This window comes from Kocuria sabuli (assembly GCF_040981185.1).
Taxonomy (GTDB): domain Bacteria; phylum Actinomycetota; class Actinomycetes; order Actinomycetales; family Micrococcaceae; genus Kocuria; species Kocuria sabuli.
Genome location: NZ_JAVHZE010000004.1, coordinates 206,272 through 231,915, shown reverse-complemented (window position 1 = coordinate 231,915; position 25,644 = coordinate 206,272). Strand labels below are relative to the sequence as shown.

20 protein-coding genes and 1 pseudogene are annotated in these 25,644 nt (G+C 75.7%); 6 read left to right on the top strand and 15 right to left on the bottom strand.

Features of this window, described 5'->3' with window-relative positions; translation table 11 throughout:
• Positions 1-62: 62 nt before the first annotated feature.
• From RE027_RS06695 to RE027_RS06680, 4 genes and pseudogenes are all read right to left on the bottom strand, one after another.
• Positions 63-416: pseudogene (locus RE027_RS06695) on the bottom strand (pyridoxamine 5'-phosphate oxidase family protein); the annotation flags it as partial.
• A gap of 193 nt (positions 417-609) precedes the next feature.
• Positions 610-1,836: a galactokinase gene (gene galK, locus RE027_RS06690; protein ID WP_368807473.1), complete on the bottom strand. Its 1,227-nt coding sequence runs from the start codon at positions 1,834-1,836 to the stop codon at positions 610-612.
• The gene (gene galT / locus RE027_RS06685; RefSeq protein WP_368807472.1) at positions 1,833-2,963 is read right to left on the bottom strand and encodes a galactose-1-phosphate uridylyltransferase; all 1,131 of its coding nucleotides are present in this window, start codon (positions 2,961-2,963) and stop codon (positions 1,833-1,835) included. Before galT ends, galK begins: the two co-directional genes overlap by 4 nt.
• Positions 2,960-3,745, bottom strand: coding sequence for a DeoR/GlpR family DNA-binding transcription regulator (locus RE027_RS06680; RefSeq protein ID WP_368807471.1), 786 nt, complete (start codon positions 3,743-3,745; stop codon positions 2,960-2,962). The genes galT and RE027_RS06680 overlap by 4 nt, the downstream gene beginning before the upstream one ends.
• A gap of 265 nt (positions 3,746-4,010) precedes the next feature.
• Between RE027_RS06680 and RE027_RS06675 the strand changes: the two genes are divergently transcribed.
• Together RE027_RS06675 and RE027_RS06670 are read left to right on the top strand one after the other, a co-directional pair.
• Entirely contained in the window at positions 4,011-5,816 is a 1,806-nt protein-coding gene (locus tag RE027_RS06675) for an alpha-glucosidase (protein ID WP_368807470.1), read from the top strand.
• Between the two features lie 223 nt (positions 5,817-6,039).
• Positions 6,040-8,382, top strand: coding sequence for a DEAD/DEAH box helicase (locus RE027_RS06670; protein ID WP_368807469.1), 2,343 nt, complete (start codon positions 6,040-6,042; stop codon positions 8,380-8,382).
• Between the two features lie 4 nt (positions 8,383-8,386).
• On the opposite strand, the gene RE027_RS06665 is transcribed toward RE027_RS06670, so the two are convergent.
• The 7 genes from RE027_RS06665 to ssd form a co-directional block, all read right to left on the bottom strand.
• Complete coding sequence (locus RE027_RS06665) at positions 8,387-8,722, bottom strand: Rv3654c family TadE-like protein (RefSeq protein ID WP_387920239.1); 336 nt, start codon at positions 8,720-8,722, stop codon at positions 8,387-8,389.
• A 157-nt stretch (positions 8,723-8,879) separates the two neighbouring features.
• On the bottom strand, positions 8,880-9,281 hold the full coding sequence (locus tag RE027_RS06660; protein WP_368807467.1) for a TadE family type IV pilus minor pilin: 402 nt from the start codon (positions 9,279-9,281) through the stop codon (positions 8,880-8,882).
• A gap of 154 nt (positions 9,282-9,435) precedes the next feature.
• Positions 9,436-9,750 (bottom strand): DUF4244 domain-containing protein, encoded by a 315-nt coding sequence (locus RE027_RS06655; protein ID WP_368807466.1) that lies wholly within the window; start codon positions 9,748-9,750, stop codon positions 9,436-9,438.
• Between the two features lie 119 nt (positions 9,751-9,869).
• Positions 9,870-10,430: a type II secretion system F family protein gene (locus RE027_RS06650; protein WP_368807465.1), complete on the bottom strand. Its 561-nt coding sequence runs from the start codon at positions 10,428-10,430 to the stop codon at positions 9,870-9,872.
• Positions 10,427-11,179 carry a type II secretion system F family protein gene (locus RE027_RS06645; protein ID WP_368807464.1) on the bottom strand — a complete coding sequence of 251 codons (753 nt, stop codon included), beginning with the start codon at positions 11,177-11,179 and terminating at the stop codon, positions 10,427-10,429. The genes RE027_RS06650 and RE027_RS06645 overlap by 4 nt, the downstream gene beginning before the upstream one ends.
• Entirely contained in the window at positions 11,176-12,369 is a 1,194-nt protein-coding gene (locus tag RE027_RS06640; protein WP_368807463.1) for a TadA family conjugal transfer-associated ATPase, read from the bottom strand. Before RE027_RS06640 ends, RE027_RS06645 begins: the two co-directional genes overlap by 4 nt.
• Positions 12,366-13,451: a septum site-determining protein Ssd gene (ssd, locus tag RE027_RS06635; protein WP_368807462.1), complete on the bottom strand. Its 1,086-nt coding sequence runs from the start codon at positions 13,449-13,451 to the stop codon at positions 12,366-12,368. The genes RE027_RS06640 and ssd overlap by 4 nt, the downstream gene beginning before the upstream one ends.
• 142 nt (positions 13,452-13,593) lie before the next feature.
• Here ssd and RE027_RS06630 point away from each other — a divergent pair, with 142 nt between their 5' ends.
• Positions 13,594-15,336 (top strand): bifunctional 3'-5' exonuclease/DNA polymerase, encoded by a 1,743-nt coding sequence (locus RE027_RS06630; RefSeq protein WP_368807461.1) that lies wholly within the window; start codon positions 13,594-13,596, stop codon positions 15,334-15,336.
• A gap of 10 nt (positions 15,337-15,346) precedes the next feature.
• On the opposite strand, the gene RE027_RS06625 is transcribed toward RE027_RS06630, so the two are convergent.
• From RE027_RS06625 to nth, 3 genes are all read right to left on the bottom strand, one after another.
• A complete protein-coding gene (locus RE027_RS06625; protein WP_368807460.1) occupies positions 15,347-19,063 on the bottom strand; it encodes an nSTAND1 domain-containing NTPase in 3,717 nt (1,238 codons plus the stop codon).
• Between the two features lie 109 nt (positions 19,064-19,172).
• Positions 19,173-19,862, bottom strand: coding sequence for an NUDIX hydrolase (locus RE027_RS06620; RefSeq protein ID WP_368807505.1), 690 nt, complete (start codon positions 19,860-19,862; stop codon positions 19,173-19,175).
• Positions 19,863-19,945: 83 nt separating this feature from the next.
• Positions 19,946-20,821, bottom strand: coding sequence for an endonuclease III (gene nth, locus RE027_RS06615; RefSeq protein WP_368807459.1), 876 nt, complete (start codon positions 20,819-20,821; stop codon positions 19,946-19,948).
• 174 nt (positions 20,822-20,995) lie between these two features.
• Between nth and acs the strand changes: the two genes are divergently transcribed.
• Both acs and aroQ read left to right on the top strand, forming a co-directional pair.
• Positions 20,996-22,945 (top strand): acetate--CoA ligase, encoded by a 1,950-nt coding sequence (gene acs, locus RE027_RS06610; RefSeq protein ID WP_368807458.1) that lies wholly within the window; start codon positions 20,996-20,998, stop codon positions 22,943-22,945.
• Positions 22,946-23,041: 96 nt separating this feature from the next.
• Positions 23,042-23,491: a type II 3-dehydroquinate dehydratase gene (gene aroQ / locus RE027_RS06605; RefSeq protein WP_368807457.1), complete on the top strand. Its 450-nt coding sequence runs from the start codon at positions 23,042-23,044 to the stop codon at positions 23,489-23,491.
• 4 nt (positions 23,492-23,495) lie between these two features.
• On the opposite strand, the gene RE027_RS06600 is transcribed toward aroQ, so the two are convergent.
• On the bottom strand, positions 23,496-24,668 hold the full coding sequence (locus RE027_RS06600) for a MarP family serine protease (protein WP_368807456.1): 1,173 nt from the start codon (positions 24,666-24,668) through the stop codon (positions 23,496-23,498).
• Positions 24,669-24,921: 253 nt separating this feature from the next.
• Between RE027_RS06600 and RE027_RS06595 the strand changes: the two genes are divergently transcribed.
• Complete coding sequence (locus RE027_RS06595; protein ID WP_017832519.1) at positions 24,922-25,599, top strand: Crp/Fnr family transcriptional regulator; 678 nt, start codon at positions 24,922-24,924, stop codon at positions 25,597-25,599.
• Positions 25,600-25,644: the final 45 nt, after the last annotated feature.

Genomic DNA, 25,644 nt, shown 5'->3' with positions numbered 1-25,644 from the left:
GCGTCCCCCGCGCCGCGGGCTCCGGGCGCGAGGGGCAGGGGATGGACGGGGCGGCTGCCGGGTCAGTGCCCGAGGCGGAGGAGGCGCCCGGTGACCTTCGTGGGGGTCACCTCGACGTACTCCAGCTTGGTGGTCTCCAGCCACGGCCGCAGCGGCAGCTCGTCCACCCGGGCGGTCTCCTCGGGGTCGCTGAGCTGACGGGCCGTGCCGCGCACGAGCACCGACCAGGCCTCCCCGCCCTGCACGTGGTCGACCTGCACGGCCACGTGCTCGTCGAGCACCAGGTGCAGCAGCTTGGTGCCCCGGGCGGTGCGGAAGTAGATCTTCTCGTCGTCGGCCGCGAGGTTGACGGGGGTGATCTCGATCTCGTCGCCGTCCATCGTGGCGATCCGGCCGAAGCGGGCGCTGTGGAGGTGCTCCCAGCACTGCTACTGGGACAGCTCCGTGACCGGGGGCCGGTGCGTCCGGGTCTCCTTCCCGGCGTTGCGCCCGGAGGTGTCCGTGGGGTTGCTCATGCCGTCATTCTGGCACGCGGGCCCGGCCCGGGTGCCGCGTGTCATGTTCGTGACCACCCCGCCGGGTGCCCGGGCCCGCGCCGGGCGCCCGGTCTCAGCGGACCCGCTGCGCGCCCTCGCCGGGCACGACCACGAAGGTGTCGGGGGCCCGGTGGCCGGCGCGGAGGAAGGCCTCCGCCACGGTGCCGGCGATCCGGCCGGCCTCGTCCGCGGGGACCAGGGCGATCGCGGAGCCGCCGAAGCCGCCGCCGGTCATCCGGGCGCCCACCGCGCCGGCGGCCGTGGCGGCCTCGACGGCGAGGTCGAGCTCGGGGCAGGAGATCTCGTAGTCGTCGCGCATCGACGCGTGGGAGGCTGCGAGCAGCGGCCCGATGCCCCGGACGTCCCCGGCGCGCAGACGCTCGACGGTCTCCAGCACCCGGCGGTTCTCGGTGAGCACGTGGCGGACCCGCCGAACGGTCTCCTCGTCGAGCACCCCGAGGTCGGCGTCGGCGGGGACGTCGCGCAGGGAGGCGGCCCCGAGGGCGGCCGCGCCCCGTTCGCACGAGGCGCGCCGGGCGGCGTAGCCGCCGTCGGCGTGGGAGTGGGCGACCCCCGTGTCGACGACCAGCACCGCCAGTCCGTGCTCGGCCAGCGGCAGGGGCACGGCCTCGGCGTGCAGGGTGCGGCAGTCCAGGAACAGCGCCGCCCCGGCCCGGCCCATCAGCGACGCGGACTGGTCCATGATCCCGGTGGGCGCCCCGACGAACTCGTTCTCCGCCCGCTGGGTCAGCCGCGCCATCGCCGGCCGGTCCAGGCCGCGGCCCAGCAGGTCGTTCAGCGCCACGACGGTGGCGACCTCCACGGCGTGCGACGACGACAGCCCGGCGCCCACCGGCACGGTCGAGTCCAGCAGCAGCTCGAAGCCGGGCACGGCCTCCCCGTCCGGCCCGGCCAGGACGTGCACGACACCGGCCGGGTACGCGCCCCACCCGGGCACCGAGCCCGGGGCCAGGTCGCCGGCCGCGAACCGGGCCCGGGACAGCCCCGCCCCGTCCGGGGCATAGGTCGAGGCGAGGTCGACGACGTCGTGGCCGGTCTCCCCGGCCCGGCGCACCCGCACCGCGACCATCGCCGCGCGGTCGATGGCGAAGGGCAGCACGAAACCGTCGTTGTAGTCGGTGTGCTCCCCGATGAGGTTCACCCGCCCCGGGGCTCGCCACACCCCGTCGGGAGCGTGCCCGAACTCCTCGGCGAACCGGCGCGCGAGCCGCTCCGCGCGGACCTCCTCCTGCTGCCCGGCCCCGAGACCGGTCGGGTGCTGGTTGCGCTGCTCGCTCATCGTGCGGCCTCCCGGAGCCGGGCGGCGGTCTGCTCCGCCGTGACGTCGTTGATGAATGCCCCCATGGCCGCCTCCGAGCCGGCCAGGAACTTCAGCTTGTCCTCCGCCCGACGGGGGCTGGTGAGCTGCAGGTGGAGCCACCCGGTCTCCCGGTCCGCGGTCGTGACGGGGGTCTGGTGCCAGGCGGCGATGTAGGGCGTGGGGGTGGTGTAGAGCCGGTCCACCCGCTGCACGAGGTCCTGGTAGACCACCGCCAGCTCGTCGCGCTCGGCCCCGGTCAGGGCCGCCAGGTCCGGGACCTGGCGGTGCGGCACCAGGTGCACCTCCAGCGGCCAGCGGGCGGCGTAGGGGACGTAGGCCGAGAAGTGCCGGCCCGCCAGCACCATCCGGTCGCCGGCCGCACTCTCGTCGGCGAGGACCTCGCCCATCAGCGCGCGGCCGGTGCGCTCCCGGTGGGCCCGGGACCGGGCGGCCAGCCGAGCCGCGTGCGGGGCCGGATAGGGGTAGGCGTAGATCTGCCCGTGCGGGTGGTGCAGGGTCACCCCGATGTCCTCCCCGCGGTTCTCGAAAGGGAACACGTGCCGGATCCCGGTCATGGCCGAGAGCGCCTCCGTGCGCTGGGCCCAGGCCTCCACCACGGTGCGCGCCCGCTCGGGGGTCAGCCCCGCGAACGAGCCCCGGTGGTCGGGGGTGAACACCACCACCTCGCACCGCCCGAACGCCGGCGAGGGCGATCCCCACAGCTCCCGCTCCCCCGCCGGCAGCTCGCCGAGCTCCGGGCCCAGGGACGGGAAGCGGTTCTCGAAGACGACGACGTCGAAGTCCTCCGCCGGGATCTCCGACTCCCGTCCGCCCACCGACGGGCACAGGGGGCACTGGTCGGCCGGGGGCAGATAGGTGCGGGTCTGGCGGTGGGCGGCCACGGCCACCCACTCCCCGGTCAGCCGGTCGAAGCGCACCTGCCCGTGACCGGCCCGCTCCCCGAGGGGGCGGCGGTCGGTGACGCGTTCGACCGGTGGGCTGCCGCGGTCCGCGAAGAACACGGCTTCGCGCCCGTCGGCGAGGTGGTGGGTCCGGTGGGCGACGGGCGCGGGCTGCGTCCGTCCTGCGGGGACGGGGGATGTCATCGGACGGGCTCCAGTCGGAGGTCGGGGACGTGCTGGGTCAGGGTCTCGCGTGCCGCGGCGTCGAGACCGTCGTCCATGACGACGGCGTCGACCTCGTCGAGGCCCGCGATGCGGTGGAGGCCCGCGAGACCCCACTTGGTGGAGTCGGCCAGGATCACGCAGCGGTCGGAGCGCTCCAGGAAGAGCCGGTTGACCTCGGCCTCCATCATGTTCGGCGTGGTCAGTCCGTTCCGTTCGCTCAGCCCGTGCACCCCCAGGAAACAGAGGTCCACGTGCAGGGTGCGCAGCGCAGCGGTGGTGAGCGGGCCCACGAGGGCGTCCGACGGGGTGCGGACCCCACCGAGCAGGAGCACGGTCTGCCCGGTGGCGGGCGTGTCGGAGAGCGCCTCGGCGATGCGCGGGGAGTTCGTGACCACGGTGATGTCGGGGACCCGGCGCAGGATGCGGGCCAGCGCGTGCGTGGTGGTCCCGGAGTTCAGCGAGACGGACATCCCGGGCTGCACCATCGCCTCGGCGGCCGCCGCGACGGCCGCCTTCTCCGGCAGCTGCAGCCCGGACTTGCGCGCGAAGCCCGGTTCGGCCGCGGAGGAGTCCGAGGGCAGCGTGGCCCCGCCGTGCACCTTCCGCAGCTCACCGTCGCGGGCCAGCCGCTCCAGGTCGCGGCGCACGGTCATGTCGGAGACCTCGAGCTCCTTGGCGAGGTCCGCCACCCGTACGGCGCCGGCGGCCCGGACCCGGTCGAGGATCTCCCGGCGCCGGCGGTCGGGCAGCAGCTCGGGCATCGGTTCTCCCAGATCGGCGGACGGAGCGGTGCGGCAGCACGGGGTCGCGCGCACTGGTCGCACCACGTGGCGTGTTCATTTCAACACGTTGGGTGTCGGATCGTGTTGTACTACGCCGGATGTCGCTGGTGTCGCCGGAACGGGCCGGTCGAGCAGACTGGTCGGGTACCGAGACCGGTGGCGCCGGAGCAGCGACACTGCCGCCCAGGGGCGCCGCCCTCTTCCGCCGGCCGGCCGTTCCCGGCGCGACCCCAGGAGGCGTCAGATGAGCACGAGCCCCCAGCAGCACGACATCACCACCGAGCGCTCCGGCACGGGCAGCGGCACCGGGGACGCCCCGGCGTGGTGGGCCGACGCGGTCGTCTACCAGATCTATCCCCGCTCCTTCGCCGACTCCGACGGCGACGGGATCGGGGACCTCGGCGGCGTCCTCGCCCACCTGGACCACCTCCATGACCTGGGGGTGGACGTGATCTGGCTGTCGCCGATCTACTCCTCCCCGCAGGACGACAACGGCTACGACATCAGCGACTACCAGGACATCGACCCCGCCTTCGGCACCCTGCAGCAGTTCGACGAGCTGCTGGCGGCGGTGCACGGACGCGGGATGAAGCTCGTGATGGACCTGGTGGTCAACCACACCTCCGACGAGCACCCGTGGTTCGTGGAGTCCCGCTCCTCCCCCGACTCCCCCAAGCGGGACTGGTACTGGTGGCGTGAGCCCCGCCGCGGCATGGAGGCGGGTGCCCCGGGGGCGGAGCCGACGAACTGGCACAGCTTCTTCTCCGGCTCGACCTGGGAGCTCGACGAGGCCTCCGGGGAGTACTACCTGCACCTGTTCTCGGCCAAGCAGCCCGACCTCAACTGGGAGAACCCCGAGGTGCGGGCGGCGGTGTACGCCATGATGCGCTGGTGGCTGGACCGCGGGGTCGACGGCTTCCGCATGGACGTGATCAACATGATCAGCAAGGACGTCGGTCCCGACGGGCACCTGCACGACGGGCCGCCCCTGGACGGCTCCCCCTACGGGGACGGGTCGGCGTCCTATCTCTGCGGTCCGCGGATCCACGAGTTCCTCCAGGAGATGCACCGGGAGGTCTTCGCCGGCCGGACCGCCGAGCTCATCACCGTGGGCGAGATGCCGGGGGTCACCGTGGAGGAAGCCCGTCTGTTCACCGACCCGGCCCGGGCCGAGGTGGACATGGTGTTCCAGTTCGAGCACGTCGGCCTCGACCACGGCCCCGGCGGCAAGTTCGACCCCCGCCCGCTGCGGCTGACCGATCTGAAGGCCTCGCTGGGCCGGTGGCAGGAGGGGCTGGAGGAGGTGGGCTGGAACTCGCTGTACTGGAACAACCACGACCAGCCCCGCGTGGTCTCCCGGTTCGGGGACGACAGCCCCGCCCACCGGGTGGCCTCGGCGACGTGTCTGGCCACGCTGCTGCACCTGCACCGCGGCACCCCCTACGTGTACCAGGGCGAGGAGCTGGGCATGACCAACGCCCCCTTCGCCACCATCGAGGACTTCCGCGACATCGAGTCGGTCAACCACTACCGCCACGCCGTGTCCGCCGGCGCCGACCCGGCCACCGTGCTGGCCGGGCTGCGCTGGACGGGGCGGGACAACGCCCGCACCCCCGTGCAGTGGACTCCTGGTCCGCACGCCGGGTTCACCACCGGCACCCCGTGGATCCCGGTCCACCCCAACCACGACGTGGTCAACGCCGAGACGGCCCGCGCCGAGGAGCACTCGGTGTTCCACCACTACCGACGCCTCATCGAACTGCGGCACGCCGAGCCCGTCGTGGCCCTGGGCGACTTCACGATGCTGCTGCCCGGGCACGAGCAGGTCTACGCCTTCACCCGGCGCCTGGGCGTGGTGGAGCTGCTCGTGCTCTGCAACGTCTCGGGCGATGAGGTGGGCGTCGAGCTCCCCGGGGCCGGCGCCTGGGCCGGCACCGAGGTGCTGCTCACCAACCGTCCCGGCGCTCCGGCACCGGCGGACGTCGCCGCCCTGGCCCCCTGGGAGGCGCGCGTGCACCGGCGGGTCCGCGACGCGGCGGCGCAGGGCTGAGGAGCAGGAACGGCGGGCCGGTCAGCCCGGGGGAAGCGGTCTCCCGGAATCGGCTCCCGGGACGGGGGCACCGGGCCGGAGCACCACGTCGGAGCACCACGTCGGAGCATCGGGCCGGGACACCGGCGCCGGGCCGTCCCGGCCCGGCGGCTCCGCCGACCCGGCGGTCCCCGGGGGCCCCTGCGCGGGTGGGCTCCCGGGAGCGCGGTGGCACAATGAACCGGTGCCGTCCTCCGACCACGCGTCCCTGATCCCCCTGCTCGGCCGCGGCGACGCGCCCGAGCAGGTGCGCCACGTCCGGGAGCTGCCGGACCGGGACGCCGTGACCGCGCCGTGGCCCGAGCACCTGCACCCGGACGTGGTCGCGGCCTACGCGCGGCTCGGGGTGCACCGGCCGTATCTGCACCAGGTCCAGGCCGTGCTGGCCCCGCGGCACGTGGTGGTGGCCACCGGCACGGCGTCGGGCAAGTCGCTGGCCTACCAGGCGCCCGTGGCCGACGCCGTGCACCGGGGCCGGCTCGCCGCGCTCGCGCATCCCGGCATGGTGCGCCACCCGGACGAGGCCACCGCCCTCTACCTCTCGCCCACCAAGGCGCTGGCCGCCGACCAGCTCAAGGGCCTCGAGGCGCTGGGGCTGCCGACGCTCCGGGCCGCGACCTACGACGGCGACACCGACCCGGCCGAGCGGCGGTGGGTCCGGGACCACGCCGACGTGGTGCTGTGCAACCCGGACATGCTGCACTACGGGGTGCTGCCCCACCACGCGCGCTGGTCCCGGTTCTTCCGCCGGCTCCGCTACGTCGTCGTCGACGAGGCGCACTCCTACCGCGGGGTCTTCGGCTCGCACGTGGCCAATCTCATGCGGCGGCTGCGCCGGATCTGCCGGGCGTACGGCGCGGACCCGGTGTTCATCGGGGCCTCGGCGACCTCCTTCGAGCCGCACGCCTCCTTCGCCCGGCTCATCGGCGCCCCCGCGGCCGAGGTGACGCCGGTGACCACGGACTTCTCCCCGCACGGACCGGTCACCGTGGTGCTCTGGGAGCCGGAGCAGACGGACGGCGGGGGCGAGAACGACGCCCCGGTGCGCCGCACCGCCCTGGCCGAGGCCGCCGACATGCTCACGGACCTCGTGCTGCGCCGGGTCCGCACGATCGCGTTCATCAAGTCCCGCCGAGGCGCGGAGACGATCGCCCAGATCGCCCACCGCCAGCTCGAGGAGGTCGACCCCTCGCTGGCCCACCGGGTGGCGGCCTACCGCTCCGGCTTCCTGCCCGAGGAGCGCCGGGCCCTGGAGGCGGCGCTGCGGGACGGGCGGCTGCTCGGCGTCGCCAGCACGTCCGCGCTCGAGCTCGGCATCGACGTGGCAGGTCTGGACGCCGTGGTGGTGGCGGGCTGGCCCGGCACACGGGCGTCGTTCTTCCAGCAGATCGGCCGGGCGGGCCGGGCCGGGCAGGAGGCGCTGGCGGCGTTCGTGGCCGGCGACGACCCGCTCGACACCTACCTGGTGAACCACCCGGAGGCGGTCTTCGACGTGGGGGTCGAGGCCACCGTCTTCGACCCCTCGAACCCCTACGTGCTCGCTCCGCACCTGTGCGCGGCCGCGGCCGAGCAGCCGCTGCGCGCCGAGGAGGTCGCCGCCTTCGGTCCCACGGCCGAGGAGGTGCTCGCCTCCCTCGTGGCCAACGGGCACCTGCGCCGCCGGCCGAGCGGGTGGTTCTGGACGCACCCGCAGTCGGCGGCCGGGATGGTGTCCCTGCGCTCGGACGGCGGCGGCCCGATCCGGATCATCGAGACGGACACGGGCGCGGTGCTGGGCACCATGGACTCCCCCCAGTCCCACTACCAGGCCCACCCCGGGGCCGTGTACGTGCACCAGGGCCGGACCTACATCGTCGACGAGCTCAACGAGGCGGACTCCTTCGCGGCCGTGACGCGGGCGCACCCGGACTTCTACACGACCGCCCGGGACGTCACGCAGGTCTCCGTGGTGGCCGAGGAGCGCTCCGAGTCCTGGGGACCGGTCACCGTCCACTTCGGCCAGGTGCAGGTCACCACGAAGGTGGTCTCCTTCCAGCGCAAGGCCGTGGTCTCCAACGAGGTGCTGGGCGAGGAGCCCCTCGACCTCGACGCCCGGGACCTGTTCACCAGGTCCGTGTGGTTCACCGTGCCGGGGGCCGTGCTGAGCGGCGCGGGGATCGAGGAGCCGGACGTCCCCGGGTCCCTGCACGCCGCCGAGCACGCCGCGATCGGCCTGCTGCCGCTCGTGGCGTCCTGCGACCGGTGGGACGTGGGCGGGCTCTCGACCGCGCTGCACGCGGACACCGAGCTGCCCACGGTCTTCGTCTACGACGGGCACCCCGGTGGCGCGGGCTTCGCGGAGCGCGGCTACGACACCGCCGTCGCGTGGCTGCGCGCCACGCGGGAGGCGATCTCCTCCTGCGAGTGTGAGCACGGCTGCCCGTCCTGCGTGCAGTCGCCCAAGTGCGGCAACCGCAACCACCCGCTGGACAAGTGCGGTGCCGTGCGGCTGATCGACGCGCTGCTGCACGACGCCCCGGGCGGCTGAGCGTTCAGGGACCCTCCGGCGGTCCGGCCCGGGAGACTCCCCGGGCGGCCCCGAACCGGGCCAGCGGACCGTCGAGCGCCACCGTGGTGCGCACGTCGACGACGACCCGCCCCGGCTCCACGAGCTCGCACAGCTCCAGTTCCGCGCCGTTGCGCCGGGCCACGTCCGCGGCGGTGGCGCACGGGTCACCGGCCACGAGGCCCCGGGCGGTGTCGGCGGCGGCCAGGGCGGCGAGGTCGGCGGCCTTTCCCGCCCGGTGGGTCGCGATCCCCGCCTGGGCGAGCAGCAGCACGGTCAGGAGGAGCACCCCGAGCACCATGGTGAGCGTCAGCGCGTGCACGGTGCCGCTGCCGCGGTCCCGGTCCGGAACCCCGCGCCTGCCGGGCGGGTGGTCGTGGTGCCCGGCAGGCGGCGGTGCGCTCCGGGCCCTCTCCGGGCGGGTCACCGGGCTGGTCACTGATCGGGACACCGGTCGGTGACCCCTGGAGGCCGTCGGGTCATCCACCGTGTCCCCCTGCCGCGCGGGCGCCCTCGGTCGCGGCGGAGGCCTCGGCGCGCAACTCCCAGCCGCCCCAGTCGCCCAGGACCCCGGGGGCCGGCCCCGTCACGGTGATCGTGGACGTCCCGGCGTCGGCGGCGAGGTGCACCGCCGCGTCCTGGCCCGCCACGGACAGCGCGGTCGAGCGGACCACCGCGGGGCTCTCGCCGCGGGCCGCGGCCCGGGCCGAGGCCCGCGCCGCCTCCTCGTAGCGGATGAGGGTCATGCCGGCGGCGGCCGCGGCGAGCAGCACGGCCAGGAGGAGCACGAGGGCGGGCAGGAGCACAGCCGTCTCGGCGGTGACGGCGCCGCGGTCGGACGGTGCGGAGCACGGCACCGGGCGGGGGCGGTGGGTGGTCATGGTGGTCTCCTCGCGGGGAACGGGGTGGGTGGACGGAGCCGAAGCGGCGGTCCCGGGCCGGTGTTCCCGGGGCAGCGGTCCCGCCCGCGGAGATCGGGGGCCGCGCGGCCCACGGCGCCGGGTCCGGCGCCGTGGGCCGCGCGCGAGGAGGTGCTCAGACGCCGAGCGCCTTCTCGATGATCGCGGTGAGCAGCTCTCGCACCTGGCCGGAGGAGAGCACCGCGGCCATGACGCCGCCGAAGGCAGCGGCCGCGAGGACGACCATGGCGTACTCGACGGTGGTCGCGCCGAGGTCCGCCTCCTCCGCCCGCCGGAGCGGCCGGCGCGGGGCGGGGGCGCCGGTCGCGGTGGCCCTCCGGAAGATCGGGGCGACGGCGGCGCCCGGGGCGGTGCCCGGTGCCACGGCCCGCCGGCGCGGGGACACCTCGCGCGGGGAGAACCGGGGCGGGGACGACTGGTGCTGGGACATGACGGGTCCTTTCGGGTGGGTGGGATCAGGATCGGCGGAGGCGGTGCGGACCGGCTCGGCCGGGGAACGGGCGGGACGGGCTCGCGCGGGCGGGGGCGCGCGGCTCCGCGCGGGGCGGCTCATCCGAAGACCTCCGGGACCAGGCCCATCACGACCGGCAGCACGCCCCAGCAGACGAAGGCCGGCAGGGAGCACAGCCCCAGCGGCAGGACGAGCTGCACGGACAGCGCCTCCGCGGCGCGCTCGGCCCGCCGGTAGGCAGTCCGGCGCACCTGGGAGGCCTGGGACCGCAGGCTCCGCGCCGACGGGGCTCCGGAGGTCGCGGTGAAGGCGAGCGCCTCCCGGTAGTCCTCCAGGTGCGCCGGCAGCTCTCCCGCGGACGCCCAGGCCGTGTGCCACGGCAGGCCCAGCCGCAGCCCGGCGCCCACTGCGGACAGGGCGTTGCCGGGGGCGCTCCTCCGGTTCCCGCCCAGGACGGCCACGGCCTCCCCCAGCGGCAGACCGGCGTCCAGCATGGCCGCGGTCAGCTCCACGAGGACCCCAGCGGAGACGTGCGCCGCGGGAGCCCGGCGGTGGGCCGCCGGACCGGACGGCACGGCCAGCCGGGTCCGGGGCGGGAGCACGAGCACCGTGGCGGCCGCGAGCAGCAGCAGGCCGGTGACAGCCCCGAGGACGGTCATCGTGCACCCACGGCCTCGGCCCGGCCGATCAGCGCCCGCGTCCACGCCCGGCCCAGCAGCGTGAGCGCCGCGCCGGCGAGGAGCGCGGCCAGCCCCCACGGGGTGGTGAGCAGGGTGCGCAGCGGATCGACGCCCATCAGCATTCCCAGGGCGATCCCCAGCACCGGCAGCCAGGTCAGGATCCGGACGGTCGAGCGGGGCCCGGCCAGCGCCGTGCTGCGGGCGGCCTCGGCGTCCAGCTCGGCCTCGAGGGCGTCGGCGAGGCCACCGAGCAGCTCGGTCAGGGGCGCGCCGGTGCGCTCGGAGACCTCCCAGCACAACGCGAGTTCCGCGGTGACCGAGACCGCCCACCGCTCCAGGGGCCGGTGGCCGAGTTCCGGGGCCGGCACGGCCGCCAGGGCGTCCGAGGTGCTCAGGCCCAGACGGGCAGCGGCCGCCACGGACGTGCAGAGCCGGTCCACGTGCCGGGTGGTGGCCGTGCGGCGCCGGGGACCCGCTGCGCCGGTGCCGCCCTCGAAGGCCGCGGCCGGCGAGCGGCCCGCCTGCAGCAGCGCCGCCAGCCGACGCAGGAACGCGATCCACTCGGCGGCCTCCGCCGTGGCGTCCCGGGAGAGCCGGGCCCGCCACGGCAGGCTCCGGCCGTCGTCCGGCTCCCGCCGCGCGGCCGCCCGCACCCGGTGGGCCGGCCCGCCGAGCAGGGCGGCCGAGCACCCGGCGAGGCACAGGACGAGGACCAGCAGCCCGCTCACGTGAGGCTCCGCGAGGAGCCCGGTCCCGCGGCGGGACCGGGCTCCAGCAGGGTGCACAGACTCTCCCAGCCCGGTCCGCGGTGGACCGCGCCGCCGGTCTGGACGGCCGCGGGCACCGTGACGAGGGACCCGGCGTGCTCCTCCAGCAGGGACACGGCCCGCACCTCGCGCCGGCCGCCGGCGCGGGCGACGTGGACCACGAGATCGAGGGCGCTCGCGGCCTGCAGCGTGACCGCCTCCCGGCTCATCCCGGCCAGGGCGCCGAGCGCCGCCAGCCGGGCGGGCAGGGCCTCGGCGGAGTTCGCGTGGACCGTTCCCGCACCGGCGTGGCCGGTGTTCAGTGCCGTGAACAGCTCACGAACCTCGGCCCCGCGGCACTCCCCCACCACGAGCCGGTCGGGCCGCATCCGCAGCGCCTGGCGGACGAGTTCGGCCAGGTCGATGCCGCCGGCGCCCTCGGCGTTGGCGTGCCGTGCCTGGAGCCCGACCACGTGGGGGTGCTCGGGGCGCAGCTCGGCGGCGTCCTCGATCAGCACGATCCGCTCGTGCGGGGGCGTGCGGGACAGCAGGGCGTTAAGCACTGTGGTCTTCCCGGCCCCGGTGGCCCCGCTGACCAGGAAGTTCGCGCCCGACCGCACCGCTCCCGTGAGCAGTTCCGCCGTGACGGGGTGGACGGTGCCCACGTCCACGAGGTCGTGCAGGGACAGGGTCCGGGGGCTGCGGAACCGCACGGAGAGCAGAGTCCCGCCGGTGGAGACGGGCGGGAGGACGGCGTGCACCCGGTACCCGGCCGCGGTCTGGACGTCCGCGCACGGGTGGGCCGCGTCGAGCCGCCGCCCGGCGGCGGTGACCAGCCGCACGGCCAGGGCCCGCACCTCGGCGTCGGAGCGGAACGGGGACTCGACCCGCCGCACCCCGGCCTCGGTCTCCAGCCACACCTGCTCGGCCCCGTTGACGTAGACGTCGGTGAGCCCCCGGTGCGGCAGCAGGGGTTCGAGCACGCCGAGGCCGGTGAGCTCCGCCCGGACCACCTGCACCGCGTGCAGCGTGCCGGCGGCCCCGAGCACCCGGCCGCTGGCCCGCACGGCCTCGGCGATGTCGGCGTCGGTGACCGGACCCGGCGCGGACAGCAGCCGGTCCCGCACGTCGTCCAACAGCGCGGCGGGCAGCGCGGGCACGGCGGTGCTCACCGGACCGCTCCCACGGCACCGAGCAGGACGGCCACGTCCTTGGCGAGCCGGCGGGAGCGGCCGGCGTCGAGGAGGCGTCCCGTCTCGGCGGCCTCGGGCACGCCCCCGTGGAAGCGCACGGACCCCGCCACGGACAGGCCGGTCGTGGCGGCGGCGAGCGCGTCGTCCACGTCGGCCACGTTGAGCCCGGCCGGCACCAGCCGGGCCGGGACCCCCTCCAGCAGGTCCGCCGCCCACCGGGCCGCGAGCACGCCGCGCACCGTCCGGGGCACCAGCACGAGGACCTCGTCGCACAGGGCCGCGGTGTCCGCCGCCGCCCGCCCGGCCCGGCCCAGGTCCACGACGACGATCTCCGCGACCCGGCGCAGCGCCTCGAGCACGGGCCCGTACGGCGCGGCCGCGCCGTACGCGCCGGAGCGGTCCCACGAGAGCCAGCGCAGCCGCCCGGTCCGGGCCATGGCCGGCCACAGCTGCTCGGCGTGCACCGTCCCGGCGATCCGCAGCAGGTCGGGCCAGCGCAGGCCGTCGCGGTCCTCGAGCCCCAGCAGGACGTCGATGCCGCACCCTTCGCGGTCCGCGTCCACGAGCACGGCCGGTCGTTCCTCCTGCGCGGCGCGGTCGGCGAGCCAGCACGCCAGCGTGGAGGTGCCGGCCCCGCCCACCGCGCCCAGGAGGCCCACGACGCGTCCCGTGCCGCCCGGGCCGGATCCGCCGCCGCGCCCCTCGCCGAGCAGGTCGGCGAGCCAGCCCGCGGCGTCCGGCAGCACCGCCACGGCGCAGCCGCCGAGCTCGGCCGCCCGGTCCCACAGCCCGGTGTCCTCGGGCCGGCCCAGCAGCACGGTGCCGGGCCGGACCCTGCCCCGCACCGCGTGGCGCACGTCCACCAGATCGGTGTCCGCCAGGGGCGCCCGCGCGGCGGCGGCCGGGTCGGCGGGGCCGGCCAGCAGCTCGGTGCCGGCCGCGGCGCAGACGCGCTCGACCGTGGCGCGCAGGGCGGGGTCGTCGCTGACGAGCCGGACCGTGCGGGTCCTGGCGGCGGGGGTGCCCGGCGCGGGAGCGGGGCGGTGGGCTGCGGTGCTCATGGGCCCACTCTCGGGCGGGGCGCCGGTGCCCGGGCCGGGCCGGCGCGGGATGTGGACGGGGTCCCGGGCCCGGAGGATCGCGGCCGCGTGTGCAGTCCGGGCACCGGCCTACGGTGACGGACCCGTGCAGGACAATGGCCAGATGCACATCGTGGTGGGAGCAGCGGAGGAGGAACGGGGCGGGCACCGTGCCGTGGTCGTGACCGGCGGAACGGCCGGCGCCGTCGAGGACGTGCCCGCCGGGGAGCTGGCCGGGTTCGTGGCCGAGCGCGAGGAGGAGACCCGCCGGAGCGGGAGCACCCCACCGCGCTGGACCTGGGAGCGCACCGGAGCGGTCGCCCCCGAGCTGCTGGCCGCCGGTGTGCGCGTCGAGCGGTGCCACGACCTGCGCCTGTGCCAGGCCGTCCTCGCCACCGCCGCGACCGCGCACGGGTCCGGGGCCGACGGCCCGCTGCCCTACGTGCCCGTGCTGGCGCCCCTGCCCGCTGACGAGGCCCCCGGGCTGCTGCCGCCCCCGCGGCCCGCCCGGGGCCAGTCGAGCCTGTTCGAGCTGCCGCGCGCCGCCGGGCCGGGGGTGGACGACCTGGTCGGGGAGCTGCGGGCCCAGCTCGCGGCCGTGGCGGGCGCGGCCGACCCCCGCCGGCTGGCCCTGCTGCTGGCCGCGGAGTCCCAGGGGGCGCTGATCGCCGCCGAGATGCAGCACGCCGGGGTGCCGTGGCGGGAGGACGTCCACCGGGCCCTGCTCGAGGAGGCCCTCGGGCCGGAGCCGCCGCCCGGGGAGCGCCCCGAGCGGATGGAGGCGACCGTCCGGCGGCTGCGGGAGGTGCTGCACGCTCCCGGGCTGAACCCGGACTCCCCGCAGGAGCTGCTCAAGGCCATGCGCACGGCCGGGATCGACGTGACCAGCACCCGGCAGTGGGAGCTCGTCGAGTGGGCCCGGGCCGTGCCCGCGCTGGCCGGCGGGCGCCAGGCGCTGATCGAGCCCGTCCTGGAGCACAAGAAGCAGGCCCGGCTGCTCAGCGCCAACGGGTGGCACTGGCTGGACACCTGGGTGCGGGACGGCCGCTTCCGCCCGGAGTACGTGGTGGGCGGCGTGGTCACGGGCCGGTGGGCCGCCCGCGGCGGGGGCGCCCTGCAGATCCCGCACGTCGTGCGCGACGCCGTGCGGGCGGATCCGGGCCGCGTGCTCGTCGTCGCCGACGCGGCCCAGCTGGAGCCGCGCGTCCTGGCGGCCCTGGCCCACGACGACGCCCTGGCCGCGGCCTCCCGCGGCCGCGACCTCTACCAGTCCATCGCGGACCTCGGCGAGGAACGCGACTCGGAGCTGACCGAGCGCCCGCAGGCGAAGGTGGCCATGCTCGGGGCGATGTACGGGGCGACCACCGGGCAGTCGGGCCGGCTCATGCCGCACCTGGCCCGGATGTTCCCCCGGGCCGTGGACTACGTGGAGCGGGCGGCCCGGGTCGGCGAGACCGGCGGGCAGGTGTGCACCCACCTGGGCCGCTGGTCGCCCCGGCCGGGACCGGACTGGGACGCGGCCCAGCGCGACACCGGCACCGCGGAGGCCGAGCGGCGCGCCGGGGCGATGGCCCGCGGCCAGGGCCGGTTCACCCGCAACTTCGTGGTCCAGGGCACCGCGGCCGAGTGGGCGATGTGCTGGATGGGCGCGATCCGCTCCGCCCTCGTGCGGGAGGGGGTCGACGCCGAGCTCGTGTTCTTCCTGCACGACGAGATCGTCCTGCACTGCGCGCAGGACGACGCCGGGCGCGCCGCCGAGCTGGTCCGCGGGTGCGCCGAGCAGGCGGGGTCCATGGTGTTCGGACGGATCCCGGTGGAGTTCCCCGTCAGCGTGGCCGTGGTGGAGTCCTACGCGGACGCCAAGTGAGCGGGCGCCCTCAGCACAGCTCCCGGTAGGGCGCCCCGGTCACGTGCCGGCGCCACTCGTCCTCGGTGATCCGGTCCCCGCGGCCCGCGCACACGGCCTCGACGGCGTCCTCGGTCTCCACCAGCCAGCTGCGCACCATGCCGTCGTCCCCGGTGGCGACCAGCTGCTCGCCGACGAAGCGCACGTCGTTCATCCGGGCCCCCGAGGCGGACAGGGCCGCGTAGACCTTCAGGTCCGCGGCGCCCACGTCCCAGATCCACACGAACTTGTCGCCGGAGGCACCCGCCAGCCGGGCGCCGTCCGGGGAGAACTGCAGCCCCTTGACCGAGGACAGGGCGTCCGAGGTCTCGCCCAGGGGACGGGGGGCGGACGGGTCCGCGACGTCCCAGAGGCGCACCCGGCCGCCCTCGGTGCCCACGGCCAGGACGTCGTCCACCGGGGAGAACACCGCGGAGGTGGCGACCGAGTCGAGGGTGAGCTCCGCGGTCCGCCGGGGCGCGGCCGGGTCGGTGACGTCCCAGAGCTGCACGTGCCCGGCGTCGTCCGCCGCCGCGAACACCGTCCCGGAGGCGTTGAACCGCGCCGCCTCCGTCCCGCCCACGGGCAGCGTGGCCACGCGCCGGACCGCTCCCCCGGTGTCCCGGCGCAGGAGGGCGATCTCGGTGCCGACCTCGGACCACGCCGCGACCGTGCTGCCGTCCGCCGAGACGTCGGCACCCGTGACCCCGACGTCCAGGGCCGGGGCCTGTTCCGGCTCCTGCGGGCGCCCGTCCTCGAGCGGCCAGACGAGGAGGTCCCCGGCCTCGGTGCCGCCGGCCACGAACGAGGCGTCGGGTGCCACGGCTCCGGCGTACCAGAGCTTCTCCCCGGGCGGGGCCTGCGGGGACGGCAGCGGGACGGGGGACTCCTCCGTGAGGTCGAAGAGGGAGACGACGCCCCCGCCGATGCCCACGGCGCTGAGCACCGTGGCCCCGCGGTCGGTGGAGAGCTGGTACACCGGGTCGCCGCGGCGGTGGATCACCGGGCCCTCCAGGTCCCACGAGCGGGTGGTGCCGTCCTGCGAGGTGGTGACCACCCGCTCGCCCACCCTCAGCGCCCCCGTCACCCGCGCGGCGGTGGGGAGGACCTCGACGCGCTCGAGGCCGGGCAGCCGGTGCACGTAGGCGTTCTGGTCGTAGCTCGCGGCCACGACCTGCTCGCCGTCCGGGGAGAAGCTGACGTCGCTGACCCAGCTGCCGAAGTCCGTGACGGTCCCGGCCTCGGCCAGCCGGTCGCCCGCCACGTCGTACAGCCGCAGCTCGCGCGCGCTGAGCCCCACGGCCAGGCGCGCGCCGTCGTCGTCGAGGGCGAGGGACCGGACGATGCGGCTGGTGGGGACCGTGTCGAGGCGCTCGGTGCGCCCGCCGCCGGTGGCGTACCGGGTGATGCCCGCGGAGCTCCCGCCGGCGTAGACGGTGCCGTCGGCGGCCGCGGCGACGGCCAGGACGTCGGCGTCCTCGCCCAGGGGCAGCCGCGGCAGCGCGTCCGGTGAGCCCGCGTCCTCGAGCGACCAGCGCAGCACCTCACCCCTCCCGCCGGCCAGCAGCTGCCGCCCGCCGGGCGCGAACGCCACCGCGTTGAACGGGGTCCCGGGGTCCACCTGGAGCTCGGCGAGCTGCTGCGCGGGCGAGTCCGTGACGTCCCACAGGCTGACGTGGCCCTTCCCGGCGGTCGCCGCGAGGACCCTGCCGTCCCGCTCGACGAGGTCGACGTCGGCCAGGCCGCGCTCCTCGTCGGCGTTCTCGACGACCAGGACGTCCTCCCGGTCCTCGACCAGGCTCCGGAAGTCGTGCCACACGGACAGCCGGCCGTCCCCGGCGGCGCGCGCCACCACCGAGCCGTCGTCCAGCGCCGCGAGCCGGGACGCGCCGTCCGGGCCGATCCACCGCTCGGGGGAGCTCACCGCGGTGGCGTCGATCAGGGCGGAGGTGCCCTCCCGGGTCGGCGCCATCCGGTAGGCCGCCAGGCTGAGCTGCGCGGCGAGGTTGGGCGACTCCCCCCGGATCCGGGAGGCCTCCAGCGCCGTCTGGCGGGAGAGGGCCTCGTCGCGGGCCGTCTCCGCGTCGGCCTGGAAGTGCTCCGCCCGGATCCCCAGGACGCCCGCGACCAGGGCCGCGCAGACCGCCAGGGCCAGCAGGACGAGCGCCACGTGACCGCGCCGCTCGATCTCCCGGGCGCTGCGCTTCTGCCGCTCCAGGGCGTCGTCGTAGTGCCGCTCGCTCTCCTCCAGGTACTCGCGCTCGGCCGGGCTCAGCAGGGCCTGCTGCCGCGGGTCGCCGGTCCAGTCCCGGAAGGAGGCCAGCTGGCCCAGCGGGATGAGCGCGAGAGGGTCACGGTCGTTGGCCAGCCACATCTGGGTGGCGCGCTGCAGCTGCTGGCGGACGTAGAGGTCGCGCCGGCTGTCCTCGATCCAGCGGCTGAGCCGGGACCAGTGGTCCAGCAGGGACTCGTGGCTGAGCTGGACCTCGTCCCGGTCGACGGTCAGCAGGCGGGCGCGGGCGAAGTGCTCGACCACGGAGGAGCCGCCCTCCGGCAGCTCCTCGCGCGGCATCGGCGTGCGCACCACCGTGGCGGAGGACCCGGTGCCGACCACGCGGACCAGGCGCAGGAAGAGCGCCCGGGCGAGGTCCTGCTCGCCGGGGTCCAGGTCCGCGTAGACCTCCTCGGCCCGGCGGTCCACGGCCTCCGTGATGCCGCCCGCCGCGTGGTAGTCGGTCACGGTCAGCTCCCGGGTGCGGGCGTGCTCCCACGTGCCGAGCAGCGCCTGGGAGAGCAGCGGCAGCAGCCCCACCCCGATCTCCGTGCCCCGGGGGGCGACGTCCCGCAGGATCACCTCGACCAGGTCCGGGGAGACGCGGGCGCCGACCGCCTCGGCGGGCCCGACGACGATCCGCTGCAGCTGCTCGCGGGTCAGGGCCCCGAGCAGCACGGGGTGCTCGAGGGCGGCGCGCAGCTCGGCGTGGCTGCTCGCGGGGCCGAAGAAGTCCGCCCGCAGCCCCACCACGACCACCCGGTCCCGGCTCGCCGCGGCGAGCCGGTCCAGGAACCGCCCGTGCTGCCCGGCGTCCCGGGAACCGGTCCAGAGCTCCTCGAGCTGGTCGACGACGAGCAGGTCCGGGTCCGCCTCGACGGCGTCGTCGAGGCGGCGCCCGGGATCCAGGCCCGGGGTGGTGGCCAGCGCGCTCCAGCCGTGCAGCGGCCCGCCCTCCGCGCGCAGCCGGCCGAGCAGGCCGGCGCCCAGCAGGGAGGACTTGCCCGCGCCCGAGGCCGCCACGACCGCGAGGATGCGGGGCCCGTCGGCGCCGGCCAGCCGCGCGACCCGCTCCCCCAGCTCGGCGACCTCCGCGTCGCGGCCGAAGAAGTGCGCCTCGTCCTCGGGCCGGTACGAGCGCAGGCCCACGTACGGGGTGGTGGCCGGCTGGGCCGGCGTGCGGGAGCGGTTGACGTCCTGCCACCACAGCTCCGCCGGCCGGTCCTCGGTCAGCCCGAGGGCGTCCAGGAGGGCGGTGAACTCCTCGCGCAGGGCCGGGCCGGGCAGATGGGCCCCGCTGAGCCAGCCCTGGATGGTGCTGGCGGGCAGGCGGCAGGCGGCCGCGAGCGCGCGCACGGACAGGCCGCGCTCCCGGCGGGCGGCGCTGAGCTGCTCGGCGAGCCGTGGCCGGTCGGTGCCGGGGCGGGTCGAGGCCACCGGGAGCCTCCTCGGGGGGTCGTGGACACGGGGGACCCTGGCATCGTAAGGTCGCCCGCCCCTGCTCCGGCAATGTTGCGCCGGCAGGAGCGCGGTCCCCCGGGTCGTGCTACAGCGGTGCGGGCAGGAGCCGGCCGGTGTCCCAGGGCACGGCCCAGCCGAGGGCGGTGAGCACCCGGTCCAGGAGCACGCCGGTGAACCCCCAGACGGTCACCGTGGACGCCGTGCCGGCCACGGTGACCGTGAAGGCGGGCGAGCGGTAGGTCTGCCGGCCGCGGGTCACGGTCGCGTAGTGCCGGTTGGCCGGGTCGACGAGGTCCAGGACCGGGACGCGGAACACGAGCGAGGACTCGGCGTGGTCCACGACGTCCACGGGCGAGACGTCCTGCCACCAGCCCAGCACGGGGGTGACGAGGTGGTTGGAGACGGGCAGGGGCACCGGGGCGAGGGCCCCGAGCACCTCCACGCCCGCCTGGTCGAGCCCGGTCTCCTCCTCGGCCTCGCGCAGCGCGGCGCGCACGTGCGCGGCGCTGACCTGCCCCCCGGGCAGGGTGACCAGTTCGTGCGGGTCCCCGTCCTCGGGGTCCAGGCGGCCGCCGGGGAAGGCGACCTGGCCCGGGTGGGAGCGCAGGGTCGCGGCGCGCTGGACGAGCAGGACGTCGAGGTCCCGGCCCACCCCGTGCGCGGGCTCGGCGCGGCGGGAGGGCAGGTCGTCGAGCGCGCCGAAGAGGATGAGCACCGCCGAGCGCCGGTAGTTCTCGTCGATGCGCCCGATCCGCCACGGCTCGCGGTCCTCCATCCGCAGGCGGTGGCCGCCGCGGGCCACCCGCAGCAGGTCCTGGTAGGCGTCGCCCGTGCCCGGCCCGCCCCCGTCCGCCCCGATCACGGGCTCAGCGTCCAGCCGTCGGCGCGCAGCTGCGCCCGGGTGCGGCCCGCCAGGTACGCCTCGAGCAGCTCCTCGCGCCCGGGGGCGAACTCGTACTTGAGCAGCGCCGCCGCCTCGGCCGTCCCCGTGGGCCCGGTCCCGTAGGAGGGGCACAGGTCCGCGACGGGGCACGCCCCGCACGCCGGGCGCTGCGAGTGGCAGATGCGCCGCCCGTGGTAGACGAGCCGCTGCGACAGGTCGGTCCAGTCCCGCGGCTCGAACAGCGCCGCGACGTCCCGCTCGACCTTGACCGGGTCCTCCTCGCCCGTCCAGCCGAAGCGGCGGGCGAGCCGCCCGAAGTGGGTGTCCACCGTGATCCCGGGGACCCCGAAGGCGTTGCCGAGGACCACGTTGGCGGTCTTGCGGCCCACGCCGGGCAGGGTGACGAGGTCCTCCAGCCGGCCGGGCACCTCGCCGTCGTGGTCGTCCACGAGCTTCTGCGCCAGGTTCTGGATCGAGCGGGTCTTGGCCCGGTAGAAGCCGAGCGGCCGGACGATCTGCTGGACCTCGGCCTCGTCCGCCTCCGCGAGCGCCCGCGGCGTCGGGTAGGCGGCGAACAGGGACGGGGTGGTCGCGTTCACGCGCACGTCCGTGGTCTGGGCCGAGAGCACCGTGGCGACGAGCAGCTCGTAGGGCGAGCGGAAGTCCAGCTCGGCGACCGCGTAGGGGTAGGCCCCGGCGAGGACCGCGTTGATGCGCCGGGCCCTGCGCTTGAGCCCCAGCGGCGACTCCGGTGTGCCCGTGCGGCGGCGCCGGGCGGCACCGGCCCGCGCCTTGGCGGGGTCCACGAGGCGCAGGTGGGCGGGAGGGCGGGGCACAGGGGGTGGGGCCATCCCCCGATTCTAGGCCGGGCGAGGACCCGGGCTCCGTGACCCCGCACGGCGGGGTGGCTGTGGAACCGGGTGGGGCGATCGTCTAGGGTGACATGGACACTGTGTGAGCTGTGACACGGGTGCCCGGTGCCGCCGGGCGCCCGTGCACCGTGCGCGACGAGAAGGGAAGACCACATGGCTTCGGACTCCACTCCTGCCGAGATCCAGACCTTTGCCCCCAGCACTGACTTCGCGGCCCAGGCCAACGCCGGCGCCGAGCTCTACGACCAGGCCGAGGCCGAGGGGGTCGAGTTCTGGGCCCGTCAGGCGCGCGAGCTGCTGACCTGGAACAAGGAGTTCACCGAGGTCCTCGACTGGTCCAACCCCCCGTTCGCCAAGTGGTTCCAGGACGGCACCCTCAACGCCTGCTACAACGCCGTGGACCGCCACGTCGAGGCCGGCAACGGGGAGCGGGTCGCCATCCACTTCGAGGGCGAGCCCGGCGACAGCCGCAGCTACACCTACGCCCAGCTCAAGGACGAGGTCTCCCGGGCCGCCAACGCCATGGAGAGCCTGGGCGTGACCAAGGGCGACCGCGTGGCCCTGTACCTGCCGATGATCGCCGAGGCGGTCATCGCGATGCTGGCCTGCGCGCGCATCGGCGCGATCCACTCCGTGGTCTTCGGCGGCTTCTCCGCGGACGCCCTGCTCTCGCGCGTCGAGGACGGCCAGGCGAAGCTCGTGGTCACGGCGGACGGGACCTTCCGCCGCGGCAAGCCCTCCATGCTCAAGCCCGCGGTCGACGACGCCCTCTCCCGCGGCGGCTCCTCCGTCGAGCACGTCCTCGTGGTGCGGCGCAACGAGTCGGACGTCGAGATGACCGAGGGCCGGGACGTGTGGTGGCACGACGCGGTGGAGTCCGCCTCCGCGGAGCACACCCCGTCCGAGCAGGGCGCCGAGGACCCGCTGTTCATCCTCTACACCTCCGGCACCACCGGCAAGCCCAAGGGCATCATGCACACGACCGGCGGGTACCTCACGCAGGGCGCGTTCACGCACAAGAACGTGTTCGACCTCAAGCCGGAGACCGACGTCTACTGGTGCACCGCCGACGTCGGCTGGGTGACCGGTCACTCCTACGTCGCCTACGCGCCCCTGGTCAACGGCTCCACCCAGGTGATCTACGAGGGCACCCCGGACTCCCCGCACCGCGGCCGGTTCTGGGAGATCGTGCAGAAGTACGGCGTGACCATCATGTACACCTCCCCCACCGCGATCCGCACCATGATGAAGTGGGGCGAGGAGATCCCCGCCGAGTACGACCTCTCGTCCCTGCGCGTGCTGGGCACCGTGGGCGAGGCCATCAACCCGGAGGCCTGGACCTGGTTCCACCGGGTCATCGGCGGGGGGCGCTGCCCGATCGTGGACACCTGGTGGCAGACCGAGACCGGCGCGATCATGATCTCCCAGCTGCCCGGCGTGACCGTCGCCAAGCCGGGCTCGGCGCAGGTCCCGATGCCCGGCATCAAGGTGGACGTCGTGGACGACACCGGGCAGCCCGTCCCCAACGGGACCTCGGGCTTCCTCGTGCTCCGGGAGCCGTGGCCGTCGATGCTGCGCACCATCTGGGGCGACGACGACCGCTACGTGGACACCTACTGGTCCCGGTTCGGCGAGATGTACTTCGCCGGCGACGGCGCCAAGCGCGACGCCGACGGGGACGTCTGGATCCTGGGCCGGGTGGACGACGTGATGAACGTCTCCGGGCACCGCCTCTCCACCCCCGAGATCGAGTCCGCCCTCGTCTCCCACCCCTCGGTCGCGGAGGCCGCGGTCGTGGGCGCCACCGACGAGACCACCGGACAGGCCGTGATCGCCTTCGTCATCCTCTCGGACCAGGCCGACGCCGAGGGCCGGGACAAGGCGGAGCTGGCCGAGGAGATGCGCGCGCACGTGGGCAAGGAGATCTCCCCGATCGCCAAGCCGAAGAAGGTCCTCATCGTGCCCGAGCTGCCGAAGACCCGCTCCGGGAAGATCATGCGCCGCCTGCTCAAGGACGTCGCGGAGAACCGGGAGGTCGGCGACGTCTCGACGCTCGCGGACCAGACGGTCATGCAGCAGATCGTGGACTCGCTCGGCAAGTAGCCCGGCACGAGCCGGCACGGCAGCGCCCCCTCGCCCCCGCCGCGCGAGGGGGCGCTGCCGCGCCCGGGGCCGGCCCCGGAATGAGAGGATGCGGCCATGACCGCCTCGCGCAGACCGATCTACGTCCTCAACGGCCCCAACCTCAACCTGCTCGGCACCCGGCGCCCGGAGGTGTACGGCACCACGACCCTCGCGGACATCGAGGAGGCCGTGCGCGCCCGGGCCGCGGCCGGCGGGTGGGACGTGGTGTTCCACCAGTCCAACCACGAGGGCGTCCTCGTGGACCGGATCCAGGAGGCCCGGACCGCGGCGGCGGCGATCGTGATCAACCCCGCGGCGTTCACCCACTCCTCGATCGCCATCCACGACGCGCTCGAGGCCGCCGAGCTGCCCGTGGTCGAGGTGCACCTGTCCAACGTGCACCGGCGCGAGCCGTTCCGGCACACGTCCTACGTGTCCCTGCAGGCGGACGCGGTCATCGCCGGGGCGGGCGCCTTCGGCTACGAGCTGGCCGTCGAGCACCTGCTGCGCACGCTGGAGGGCTAACGGCTCAGGCCGCGCACGTGCCCGGCACGAGCGGCTGGGTCCTGCCCGCGGCCTGGTCCAGGGCGCCGCGCAGCTCGCCCAGGGTGAGCGCGTAGCCCACCTCGTCCTCGAGGGCCTTGGCGAAGACCACCCCGACCACCGTCCCGTCCTGGGCCACCAGCGGCCCGCCCGAGTTGCCCTGCCGGACCGCCCCGGCCAGCTGGATGATCTCCATGGTGGCCGGGGCGGCCCCGCCGCCCTGCACCGGGGCCAGCGCGGAGCCCTGGACGGTGGCGGGCCCCACGGCGAAGGGCCCGCCCAGGGGGTAGCCCATGAACGCGACGAGGTCCCCCGCGGCGGGGTCCTCCCCCAGCGCCAGGCCCGGGACCTGCAGACTCGGCGCCGAGAGCACGGCGAGGTCCGTGCCCGGGTCGTAGTGGACGACCGCGGCGCGGTGCACCTGGCCGTTCCGGGTCTGCACCACGGGCTCGTCGACCCCGGCGACCACGTGGGCGTTGGTCACCACCTGCCCGGCGGTGGTCGCGAAGCCGGAGCCGGCCTGGTTCTGCCGGCACTCCTCCGCGGTCCCGTAGACCTTCACCACGGAGCGCCCGGCCTCCTCGAGGGCCGGCGTGTCCACGCCCTCGTCGGGGGCCTCCTGCGCCGGGAACAGCAGGGCGTCGAGCTGGCGGATCCCGGTGGCCCCGCCCACGGCGTCCCGGGCCTCGGTCACCACCTCGCGGACCGGTGCGGGGGTCCGCTCGTCGATGGTGCGCAGCACCGTGGAGGAGGCCACCTGCTGGGACACGGACGGGATGCCGAGCTGGCCCACGAGCGAGGCGAGCAGCGAGAGCACCAGCGCGGCCACGGCGACGTCCAGCACCGCCCCGGCGATCCGGTTCAGCAGCCCGAGGCGCATCCGCTCGGTCACCGCGGACAGGGCGCGGCCGAGCATCCCGCCGAGCATCTGGCCCGCGACCAGCAGCACGAGCACCGTGGCCAGCACGGCGCCCACCCGGTACTGGGAGTCCACCTGCGCGCTGACCCACGGGGCGGCGGTGAACGCCGCCACGCCGCCCAGCACGAGGCCGGCGAGGGAGAACAGGGAGTTGAAGAAGCCGCGGCTGAACCCGTAGAAGAGGTAGCCCAGCAGCACCACGACCAGCAGGACGTCGAGCAGGTTGAAGGACGAAGACATCGGGTTCCTCTGCGTGTTCTGTGGGACCGGGCCCGGGAGCGAGCCCCCAGCATAGGGAGCCCGGCTGTGAGATTCGTGCAGCGTTCCCGCCGCCGCGCCCCGGCCCGCCACGCCCCTCCTTGGGAATCGCGCGCCGGAGACACTACAGTGAACGTCAGGTACGTTAGGTCGCTCACACACAGGTGCGGGCGGCACCCGCCGACATCGGCCGCCGCGGGCCACGGCACGCGGCGGCGTAACTCTGAGGAGAACCATGGATATCGACGTCCTCCGCCGAGCTCCCCTGTTCGCGTCCCTGGACGACCAGGCGTTCGCCGCGCTCACCGAGGAGCTCACCGAGGTCGACCTCTCGCGCGGCTCCACGCTGTTCCACGAGGGCGATCCGGGCGACCAGCTCTACTTCATCATCTCGGGCAAGATCAAGCTCGGGCGGACCGCCCCGGACGGCCGCGAGAGCCTCGTGGCGATCATGGGCCCGGGCGAGCTGTTCGGCGAGATGGCGCTGTTCGACCCGAGCCCGCGCTCCACGTCCGCGACGGCCGTGTCCGAGACCCGCCTGGCCGGGCTCAAGCACGAGAACCTCAAGAAGGTCATCGAGCGCTCCCCGGACGTGTCCGCGCAGCTGCTCCAGGCCCTGGCCCGCCGGTTGCGGCGCACCAACGAGAGCCTCGCCGACCTCGTCTTCTCCGACGTGCCCGGCCGCGTGGCCAAGGCCCTCCTGGACCTGGCCGACCGCTTCGGCCGGCCCGCCACGGACGGCATCCTCGTGGCGCACGAGCTGACGCAGGAGGAGCTGGCCCAGCTCGTCGGCGCCTCCCGCGAGACCGTCAACAAGGCCCTGGCCGAGTTCGTCCAGCGCGGCTGGATCCGGCTGGAGGCCCGCGCCGTGGTGATCCTGGACCTGCAGCGGCTGAAGCAGCGCAGCCGCTGAACCCGTGCGGCAACGGCACGACGGCCCGGTCACCCGCGAGGTGAC

Bases quoted from the DNA above. Each gene is read 5' to 3' on its own strand.
- galK (WP_368807473.1), bottom strand. From the start codon at position 1,836: ATGAGCGAGCAGCGCAACCAGCACCCGACCGGTCTCGGGGCCGGGCAG.
- galT (WP_368807472.1), bottom strand. From the start codon at position 2,963: ATGACATCCCCCGTCCCCGCAGGACGGACGCAGCCCGCGCCCGTCGCC.
- RE027_RS06680 (WP_368807471.1), bottom strand. From the start codon at position 3,745: ATGCCCGAGCTGCTGCCCGACCGCCGGCGCCGGGAGATCCTCGACCGG.
- RE027_RS06675 (WP_368807470.1), top strand. From the start codon at position 4,011: ATGAGCACGAGCCCCCAGCAGCACGACATCACCACCGAGCGCTCCGGC.
- RE027_RS06660 (WP_368807467.1), bottom strand. From the start codon at position 9,281: ATGACCACCCACCGCCCCCGCCCGGTGCCGTGCTCCGCACCGTCCGAC.
- RE027_RS06655 (WP_368807466.1), bottom strand. From the start codon at position 9,750: ATGTCCCAGCACCAGTCGTCCCCGCCCCGGTTCTCCCCGCGCGAGGTG.
- RE027_RS06650 (WP_368807465.1), bottom strand. From the start codon at position 10,430: ATGACCGTCCTCGGGGCTGTCACCGGCCTGCTGCTGCTCGCGGCCGCC.
- ssd (WP_368807462.1), bottom strand. From the start codon at position 13,451: ATGAGCACCGCAGCCCACCGCCCCGCTCCCGCGCCGGGCACCCCCGCC.
- RE027_RS06630 (WP_368807461.1), top strand. From the start codon at position 13,594: ATGCACATCGTGGTGGGAGCAGCGGAGGAGGAACGGGGCGGGCACCGT.
- RE027_RS06620 (WP_368807505.1), bottom strand. From the start codon at position 19,862: ATGGAGGACCGCGAGCCGTGGCGGATCGGGCGCATCGACGAGAACTAC.
- nth (WP_368807459.1), bottom strand. From the start codon at position 20,821: ATGGCCCCACCCCCTGTGCCCCGCCCTCCCGCCCACCTGCGCCTCGTG.
- acs (WP_368807458.1), top strand. From the start codon at position 20,996: ATGGCTTCGGACTCCACTCCTGCCGAGATCCAGACCTTTGCCCCCAGC.
- aroQ (WP_368807457.1), top strand. From the start codon at position 23,042: ATGACCGCCTCGCGCAGACCGATCTACGTCCTCAACGGCCCCAACCTC.
- RE027_RS06600 (WP_368807456.1), bottom strand. From the start codon at position 24,668: ATGTCTTCGTCCTTCAACCTGCTCGACGTCCTGCTGGTCGTGGTGCTG.
- RE027_RS06595 (WP_017832519.1), top strand. From the start codon at position 24,922: ATGGATATCGACGTCCTCCGCCGAGCTCCCCTGTTCGCGTCCCTGGAC.